At 65.4% G+C, this 8928-nt stretch carries 9 protein-coding genes; 2 read left to right on the top strand and 7 right to left on the bottom strand.

Annotated features, from left to right (window positions below; genetic code table 11):
• Positions 1-46: 46 nt before the first annotated feature.
• The 3 genes from AC3WJD_RS21050 to thyA form a co-directional block, all read right to left on the bottom strand.
• Entirely contained in the window at positions 47-1219 is a 1173-nt protein-coding gene (locus AC3WJD_RS21050) for a dipeptidase (protein WP_492748718.1), read from the bottom strand.
• The gene (locus tag AC3WJD_RS21055) at positions 1216-1704 is read right to left on the bottom strand and encodes a dihydrofolate reductase (RefSeq protein ID WP_492748719.1); all 489 of its coding nucleotides are present in this window, start codon (positions 1702-1704) and stop codon (positions 1216-1218) included. Before AC3WJD_RS21055 ends, AC3WJD_RS21050 begins: the two co-directional genes overlap by 4 nt.
• A gap of 108 nt (positions 1705-1812) precedes the next feature.
• On the bottom strand, positions 1813-2607 hold the full coding sequence (thyA, locus tag AC3WJD_RS21060) for a thymidylate synthase (protein ID WP_492748720.1): 795 nt from the start codon (positions 2605-2607) through the stop codon (positions 1813-1815).
• A 183-nt stretch (positions 2608-2790) separates the two neighbouring features.
• On the opposite strand from thyA, the gene AC3WJD_RS21065 reads away from it, so the two are divergent.
• Positions 2791-3171: a JAB domain-containing protein gene (locus AC3WJD_RS21065; protein WP_492748721.1), complete on the top strand. Its 381-nt coding sequence runs from the start codon at positions 2791-2793 to the stop codon at positions 3169-3171.
• Here AC3WJD_RS21065 and AC3WJD_RS21070 read toward each other — a convergent pair.
• The 3 genes from AC3WJD_RS21070 to AC3WJD_RS21080 form a co-directional block, all read right to left on the bottom strand.
• The gene (locus AC3WJD_RS21070; protein ID WP_492748722.1) at positions 3168-3860 is read right to left on the bottom strand and encodes a class I SAM-dependent methyltransferase; all 693 of its coding nucleotides are present in this window, start codon (positions 3858-3860) and stop codon (positions 3168-3170) included. The two genes, AC3WJD_RS21065 and AC3WJD_RS21070, sit on opposite strands and share 4 nt — an antisense overlap.
• A 4-nt stretch (positions 3861-3864) precedes the next feature.
• Positions 3865-4992: a peptide chain release factor 2 gene (prfB, locus tag AC3WJD_RS21075; RefSeq protein ID WP_492748723.1), complete on the bottom strand. Its 1128-nt coding sequence runs from the start codon at positions 4990-4992 to the stop codon at positions 3865-3867.
• 129 nt (positions 4993-5121) lie between these two features.
• Complete coding sequence (locus AC3WJD_RS21080) at positions 5122-7662, bottom strand: penicillin-binding protein 1A (protein WP_492748724.1); 2541 nt, start codon at positions 7660-7662, stop codon at positions 5122-5124.
• A 178-nt stretch (positions 7663-7840) separates the two neighbouring features.
• On the opposite strand from AC3WJD_RS21080, the gene AC3WJD_RS21085 reads away from it, so the two are divergent.
• Entirely contained in the window at positions 7841-8188 is a 348-nt protein-coding gene (locus AC3WJD_RS21085) for a hypothetical protein (RefSeq protein WP_492748725.1), read from the top strand.
• A gap of 9 nt (positions 8189-8197) precedes the next feature.
• Here the strand turns inward: AC3WJD_RS21085 and AC3WJD_RS21090 are convergent.
• A partial coding sequence (locus tag AC3WJD_RS21090) for an N-acetylmuramoyl-L-alanine amidase family protein (protein WP_492748726.1) occupies positions 8198-8928 on the bottom strand: 731 nt, incomplete at its 5' end.

Genomic DNA, 8928 nt, shown 5'->3' on the forward strand with positions numbered 1-8928 from the left:
CCCTCCACCATGCTTCGCATGGTCCCCCTCCCCCAAGGGGGAGGAATTAGGCGGCAGGCACCAGCCCCTCAGCCAGCAGCCGCAGCACATTCCCGCCCATCACCGCGCGGATCTCGTCATTGGTGAAACCGCGATCGGCGAGCGCCTGCGTGATCGCGGCGAGCTCCGAGGTGTCGAAGCGCGTCGTCACCGCGCCGTCGAAATCGCTGCCCAGTCCGACATGCTGGATCCCCACCAGGTCGCGCACATAGGCGATCGCGTTGGCGATTGCGGCAGGGCTCGTATCGCACACCGCGCCCTCCCAATAGCCGATGCCGACCACGCCGCCCGTCCGCGCGACGCCGCGGATCTCGTCATCGGTCAGGTTGCGGTTGACCTTGCACGTCGCCTGTACCCCCCCATGGCTCGACACGACCGGACGCGTCGCCATCGCAAGGATCTCGGCGACGGCGGCATGGCTGGCATGCGCGATGTCGACGATCATGCCTTTCTGCTCCATCGCAGTCACGACCTGCCGGCCGAGCGGGGTCAGGCCGCCCTTCTCGAGCCCATGCATCGAGCCGGACAGCTCGTTGTCGAAGAAGTGCGCGAGCCCCGCCATGCGAAAGCCGGCGTCGTAGAGCACGTCCAGATTCTCGGCCTTGCCTTCCAGATTCTGCAGTCCCTCGATCGAGAGGAGCGCGCCGGTGACGCGCACCCCGCTGGTGCGATCGGCGACGAGCTTCGCGACATCGGCGCCGCTGCGGACGATGCGCAGCCGGCCCCTGGCCTTTTTCTCGGCGCGTGCCAGTTTTTCGGCATGCCAGAGCGACCGCTCGAGCAGCGAAGTCCAGGTTCGCATCGGCTGGAGCTGCGCCACGGTCAGCAGCGTGATGTTGTCGCTATCGCCGCCATTGGCGTCGTAATTCTGGCCCTTGGGCGTCTTGGTGACCGAGGAGAAGACCTGGAGCGCGACATTGCCCCTCTCGAGCCGCCTGAGGTCGACCTGACCCTGATGCGTCTTGCTGAGCAGCGTGCGTTTCCACATCAGCGTGTCGGCATGGAGGTCGACGACCTGGAGCGACTTGTGCAGTTCGGCGGTGCGCGCGCTCACCTCGGGCATCGGCCCCTTGATGACGATGTTCATGTCGCGCTCGACCATGCCGGGCGCAAGCGCGAAGAAGCCCGCGAGCAGGATCAGCCCCAGCACCGCGGCACCAAGCAGGATGCGGCGCCTCACGCGCTGCGGACCAGCGTGACGAAGCTGTAGGCGGGCCGCCCGTTCTCGGCCTCATGGCGGTGGCGGCGCGTTTCGCGCCAACCGTCTCCAAAACTGTCCAGCACCGTATCCCCCTCGGCATCCAGATGAACTTCGGTCAGCTCGATCCTGTCCGCCCGCGGCAGGAACAGCCGGTAGATTTCCGCGCCGCCGATCACCGAGACGTGCGGCGCATTGGCGCGCTTCAGCGCCTCCTCGGCGGTGTGGACCACCTCGGCGCCTTCCTCCTCCCAATCTGTATCGCGCGTGATGACAATGTGGCGGCGCCCTTCGAGCAGGCCCGGCAGGCTGTCGAAGGTCTTGCGGCCCATGATCATCGGGGTGCTCTGTGTCAGCGACTTGAAGTGCCGCAGGTCCGCGGGAAGGTGCCAGGGAAGCTTCCCCTCGCGCCCGATCACGCCATTGTCCGCGCGCGCGACGATCAGGACGACCTCGGGCCGCTTCACGTCATTTTCCTATCATTCCCGCGAAAGCGGGAAGCCATGAACACTGCTTCGTCAGGATAAGTCCGTGTTCCTGGATTCCCGCTTTCGCGGGAATGACGAGGAGAGGAATCATACCGCCACCGGCGCCTTGATGTGCGGATGCGGATCGTAGCCGAGGATTTCGAAATCCTCATATTCATAGGCATCGATGCCGTCGGGCTTGCGCAATATGTGCAGCGTCGGCAACGGCCGCGGCTCGCGCGTCAGCTGCAGCCGTGCCTGTTCGAGATGGTTCGAATAGAGGTGTGTGTCGCCGCCCGTCCACACGAAGGTGCCCGGCTCGAGCCCGCATTGCTGGGCGAGCATGTGGGTCAGTAGCGCATAGCTGGCGATGTTGAAGGGCAGGCCGAGGAAGACGTCGCAGCTGCGCTGATAGAGCTGCAGGTTAAGCTTGCCGTTCGCCACCTGCGTCTGGAACAGGCAGTGGCAGGGTGCGAGCGCCATCCGGTCGATTTCGCCGGGATTCCACGCGGTCACGATCTGGCGGCGCGACCCGGGCTGCTCGCGGATCTGGTCGATCAGCTGCCTGATCTGGTCGATATGGCGGCCGTCGGCGCTTTCCCAGTCGCGCCACTGCTTGCCATAGACGGGGCCGAGGTCGCCGTCTTCGCGCGCCCATTCGTCCCAGATGCTGACCTTGTTCTCCTGCAGCCAGCGGACATTGGTGTCGCCCTTAAGGAACCAGAGCAGTTCGTAGATGATCGAGCGCAGGTGCAGCTTCTTGGTCGTGACGAGCGGAAAGCCCTGCGACAGGTTGAAAGACATCTGATGCCCGAAAACCGCGCGAGTACCAGTGCCCGTGCGGTCCTGCTGATCGGTGCCCTCGTCGAGGATACGCTGGATGAGATCGAGATAGGCTTGCATGTCCGCCGCCGTTTATGGCGGCGCATACGCCGCTCGCCAAGCCTTTATGCGCTTCCACCCAAAAGCACCGGATCGGATGTGTTTTCAGCCATTTCGGAGCCGTTGTCGCTTTGTCGATCCGCGCGAATCCGCGATTCTTGGGCGGGTTGCGCGGTGAAGTCGAAAAAGGACGGAGCTGCCCGGATGCATCGCAGGTTCGAAAGCAGCGCGGCCGCGATTGCGTTTCTGGGGCCGGGAATGGCGCGCATGCGCTGCGAGATGCTGTGCGTCGCGCATCTCGATTCGGAGGATGCGCTGATCGGATTGCGGCTGCGTTATGCGCGCCGCGCCGATCATGTCGTCCTTCCGATCCGCGCTATCGTCGCCGACGCGCTCGCGCTCCAGAGCGCCGCACTGATCGTCGCGCACAATCATCCGAGCGGCGTCGTCACGCCCAGCGCCGCCGATCTGGACGCCACGCGCAGGCTGGCGGGGGTTGTGCGACCGCTCGGGCTCAGGCTCCACGATCATCTCGTCTTCACCGCGAGCGATTGTTTCAGCTTCCGCGCGGCTGGCCTGCTCTAGCCGTGATATTTGCAGGCGCGGATCTCGAACGGCTCGGGGCGGGGGCCGCGGGCCTCGAACTGCGCGATATAGCCGTCGACCGCGGGCAGCGACTGATATTCAACCTGCGCATAGCCGACCGTGGCGAACTCGCAGCGCAGCAGTGCGATCGGCGTGCCGTGATCCTGCGTGGGGCGCTCGGCATCGACGACGATGACACGCCCGCCGCGGCGCAGCGAGGGCCGCATCCGCCACAGGAACTCATAGGGCTGGGTGATCTCATGGTACATGTGCACCATGAAGACACGATCAAAGCTGTTTTCGGGCAGTTTGGGATCGGCGGGCTCGCCCAGCCGCACACTGACATTGTCAAGCCGCTCGCGATTGACACGCTCGGCCAGCGCATCGCGGACCTCGGGCACAATGTCTTCGGCAAGCACGCGCCCCTTCGCGCCGACGCGCTCGGCAAGGCGAATCGTGTAATAGCCCTCACCCGCGCCGATATCGGCGACGGTCATGCCTGGCGCGATCCCCGCCTTGGCCATCACGGTCCCGGCCTCGTCGACGCGGTCGCGCGCCTCCTCGGTCGACCAGCGGCTCGATACAATGGGCGCGACGGGACGGTCAGCTTCGGGAAAGCTGGGCTGCGCCTCGCCCTGCCGGCAAGCGGCAAGCGACATCAGCAGCAACAGGAACCCTTGGCGGCGCATCGTCCTAGTCGACATCCTCCACTTCGACCTTCTCGCCGGTCACGCGCTGCGAGAGCGCGGCCGCCATGAACGGGTCGAGTGCGCCATCAAGCACATCCGAGGGCGCGGTGGAAGTGACCCCGGTGCGCAAATCCTTCACCAACTGATAGGGTTGCAGCACATAGGACCGGATCTGGTGGCCCCAGCCGATATCGGTCTTGGCCGCATATTCGCCGCTCGCCGCGGCCTCGCGCTTCTGCAGTTCGGCCTCGTAGAGACGCGCCTTCAGCATGTTCATCGCAGTTGCGCGATTCTTGTGCTGCGACCGGTCATTCTGGCTGGCGACGATGATTCCGGTAGGGATGTGCGTCAGGCGCACCGCCGAATCGGTGGTGTTGACGTGCTGTCCGCCCGCACCCGAGGCGCGGTAGGTGTCCATCTTGATGTCGCCCTCGTTGAGCTCGATCTCGATATTGTCGTCGATTACCGGGTAGACCCAGACCGACGAGAAGCTGGTGTGGCGCCGCGCCGAGCTGTCATAGGGGCTGATGCGGACGAGCCGGTGTACGCCGCTCTCGGTCTTGGCGTAACCGTATGCATTCTCGCCCTTGATCTGGAGCGTTGCGGACTTGATGCCCGCCTGCTCGCCCGCCTGATATTCGATCAGGTCGACCTTGAAGCCGCGCTTCTCGGCCCAGCGCTGGTACATGCGCTGGAGCATCTCGGCCCAGTCCTGGCTCTCGGTGCCGCCCGCGCCCGCATGGACCTCGATATAGGCGTCATTGGTGTCGGCCTCGCCCGCGAGCAGCGCCTTTATCTTGTCCTGGTCGGCACGCTCGGCGAGCGCCGCGATGCTGGCGACCGCCTCGTCGGCCATCGCCTCGTCGCCCTCGGCCTCTGCCATTTCGAGCAGCTCGACGGTATCCGCCAGTTCGCCCTCGATCGCGCGCGTCGCGGTGATCGCCTCGTCGAGCCGTCGGCGTTCGCGCATCACATCCTGCGCGGCCTTGGGGTCGTCCCACAGCGTCGGATCCTCGACGCGCGCATTGAGTTCGTCGAGCCGGCGCAGCGCACGGTCCCAGTCGAGGAAGCGGCGGAGCAGCGCGAGCGCGTCGTTGATCTTGTCGGCATTGGCCTGCGCTTCGGCGCGCATCTTCTTTCTCCGGTATCAATAAAAACCGTCATGCCAGCGAAGGCTGGCATCCAGGCGATCTTCGTTTCCTGTCATCGCCTGGGCCCCTGCCTGCGTAGGGACGACACTTATCTGGTGTCGCAGGAAGCCCTAGTAAATCCCGTCCTGACTTTGCAAGAACTCGCTGTCGTTCGCCGGCCGGGCAGTGGCGTTGCGTATGGCGCTGGCGCGCTCTTCGGCCTTCTTCGCCTGGGCGACCTCTTCGCGGCGGATCGAGCGGCGCGGCTCGCTTTCGGGCTTGAACGCTTCCCATATCACCGCGGCCTTCGCCTCGTCCGTGGGCCAGGCGCCGAAAACCTTGCGTCCCGAGCGTCGGTCGATGCGGACCATGCGGATGCCCTCGGGCGCGCGGAAGGGCACCACGGGCATGTCCTTCATCGCCTTTTGCGCGAACTGCTTGAAGATCGGTGCCGCAAGCGTGCCGCCCTGCGCATAGCCGCCCATCGGGCGTGGCTGGTCGAAGCCCATATAGACGCCCGCCACCAGATCGGCCGAGCCGCCGACGAACCACACGTTGGTCGGGCCCGAGGAGGTGCCCGTCTTGCCGAAGAGCGGCCGGTTAAGATCGCGCAGCACGGTCGCGGTACCGCGCTGGATCACGCCCTCGAGGATATGGACCATCTGGTAGGCGGTCATGGGGTCGAGCGCCTGTTTGCGGCGCAGGGCGGGGCGCGGCATCGCCTTGCCGTCCCAATCTTTCATGTTGCAACGATCGCACGGGCGCGTGTCCGCCTTGAAGATCACCTTGCCGTGGCGGTCCTGGACATAGTCGATCAGCGTGGGGCTGAGCGCCTTGCCGTTGTTCGCCAGGATCGAATAGGCGTTGGTCAGCCGCATCACGGTCGTGTCGCCCGCGCCGAGCGCGATCGCGAGCACCGCGGGATAATTCTTGCCCGGCTGGCTCACACCCAGCGCGGCGGCGGTCTTCACCACCTTGTCCATGCCTGTCTGCGAGGCGGCGCGCACCGTCATCAGGTTACGCGACTGCTCGAGTCCCCAGCGCATCGTCTGTGGACCCGCGCCGCGCATGTTGCCGAAGTTGCGGAAACATTTCTGGCCCAGTCGCGCGCCCTGATAGACGCAGAACGGACCGTCGACGATGATCGAGGCGGGGGTCATCCCGCTGTCGAGCGCCGCCGAATAGGCGATCGGCTTGAAGGTCGAACCCGGCTGGCGTTCGGCCTGCGTCGCGCGGTTGTAGCTCTGGATGCGCGAATCGAAACCGCCCTGCATCGCGAGCACCTGACCGGTATGCGGGTTCTGCGCGACCATCCCGCCCGAGATTTCCGGGATGTTGCGCAGCGCATAGGCGCCGCCTTCCTTCGCCACCGCGATGATGTCGCCGGGTTTCAGCGCCTGAAATGCGGGCCGGCCGGTGCCGCGCCTGGGCATCTGCGCATAGCCCGAGGGCAGTGTGCCCGTGCTGCCATTGGCGAAGCCCAGTTCGGCGCTGCTGCTCGTCTTGGAGAGCACGACCGCGGCTTCCCAGTTCTGATAGCCGATGCCGATGTTGGTCGCGAGCAGGTTGCGGTTCCACGCATCGCCCACTTCGATCGGCTTCTTGTTGATCGGGCCGCTCCAGCCCTTGCCGCGATCATAGCGGATCAGGCCCGCGCGCAGCGCTTCGGTCATATATTCCTGTACCGCAGGGTTGAGCGAGGTGCGCACCCACAGGCCGCCGGAATAGACGCTGTGCTTGTTCTTGCCGCCCTCGTCGCTCTCGCCGAACTTCTCGATCAGCTGGCGGCGGACTTCCTCGATGAAATAGCCGCCGACGCGCTCGTAGCGGCGGCCCACATAGGGCAGCAGGCCCAGCGGCTGCGCCTGCGCGCTGCGCATCTGCGCCTCGTTGATGAAGCCGTTGCGCTTCATCTCGCCCAACACCCAGTTGCGGCGCGCGATCGCCTTGTCGACATTGGCGGCGCGGCTGTAGGTCGACGGCGCCTTGGGCAGGATCGCAAGGAATGCCATCTCGTGAAGCTCGAGTGCCTCGACATCCTTGTCGAAATAGGCGCGCGCGGCGGCCTGCACGCCGAAGCTGTTCCGGCCGAGCGCGATCTGGTTGAGGTAGAGCTCCATGATCTGCTCTTTGGTGAGCACCGATTCGATCCGCTTGGCGAGAAACGCCTCCTTGATCTTGCGGACATAGCTGAGTTCGTTGGTGAGCAGCAGGTTCTTCGCCACCTGCTGCGTGATCGTCGACGCGCCGACGGGACGACCAGAATTGGTGAGGTTGGTGAAGATCGCGGTGATGATGCCGGGATAGTCGAGCCCGCCATGAGAGAAGAAGGTGCGGTCCTCCGCCGCCAGGAACGAGTTCACGAGTTGGGGCGGATATTCGTCGAAACTCAGCTGCACCCGGCGCTCGCGCGCATAGCTGTGGACGGGCGCGCCGTCGATCGAACGGACATTGGTGGGCAGCGGCGGTTCGTAGGTCAGCAGCGCATCCGCCGAGGGCAGGCTGCGCGCGAAGATCACCCAGAGCAGCATGATCGCGAGCAGCCCGGCCAGCGCCAGATAGGCGAGGATGCGCACCCAGCGCTTGCCCCACCACGGCCGCAGCCGGTCGAGCAACCCGCTCGCCTCACGCTTCAACCGGTAACTGAAATTCTCGGACGCCGCTTCGGTCATAGGCTTTCGGCTCTAGCAAGTTTTGACGGCTTTGCCAGCCGACTCCGCGCACCCGGTCGCAAAGTCGGGGCGACCACACGCACGGGTAAACGGCTCCCGTCCCCGATTCGGCCGCGCGCTCTTCGCGCCATATTGTTCTGCGAAACCAATGCCTGGCGCTGCGGGGGAGCAAGCGAACATGTCGATCGTGCTTGCCGTTCTTCTTCAGGCCGTTGCCGGCAAGGTTGCCCCTTTGAGGGACGCCGATTTCGACCTGCGCGATGTTGAGGCCAACGCGCCGCGTGAGCAGCCGCTCGATGCCCGGTGCGCGCGCGACGACGGTGATGAGGGCGAGATCATAGTCTGTGCCCAAGCCATCGGCCCTGCGAAATATCGGCTGTCCGATGTCGGCGCCGACGCGGCTGAGCCATTATTGCCCAACGCCGAGATCGGCCTTTTCGGCAATGTCCGCGGTTCGGCCAACGTCCAGTCCATTGGCAAGTTCAATTCACCCTCGGCGATGGTCACCGTAAAGGTGCCGTTCTGAGTTCGTGCTTCAGTCGCGGAGCGCTCCGCGTGCCAGGTATGTCTCTATCGCGCGCGCGCTACCGCGGGCGATGCGCGCGCGACCCTGTTCGGAGAAGATGAATCTGGTGTCCGCCTCGTTGCTCAGATAGCCCGTCTCGAACAGTGCCGAGGGCATATCGGGCGCCTTCAGGACGACCAGCGAGGCGAAGCGATGCCAGAGGTTGCGAAACGGCATATAGGGCGCGGCCTCGCGGTGCAGCAGATCGACGAAGCGCGTCGAGGCGTCCATCGTCTCGCGCTGCGACAGGTCTATCAGGATGGCGTTCACCGTCTGGCTCTGGCGCCCGAGATTGACGCCGTTGAGCATGTCGGCGCTATTCTCGCGTGCCGCGAGCCGCGCGGCCTCGCGGTCCGAGGCCAGTTCGGACAGTGTATAGATCGTTGCGCCGCTCGCCTCGGGATTTTCGGCGCTGTCGGCGTGGATCGAAAGGAACAGGTCGGCCTTCAATTGCCGCGCGATCTCATAGCGCTGCGGCAGCGCTATGAACTGGTCGTCATCGCGGGTGAGCGCGACGCGGACGCGGCCGGAACGAACCAGCTCGTCGCGGATCGCGCGCGCGATCGCAAGCGTCGCCGCCTTTTCGCGCTGGTCGGTATAGGGTGAGAGCGCGCCGGGGTCGTGCCCGCCATGCCCCGCATCGATGACGACGAGCGGGCGGCCTTCGGGTCCCTCGGCCTTGGGCAGCGGCGGGGCGGGAC

This window comes from Sphingobium sp. FW306-1B-F04DB, assembly GCF_058781925.1.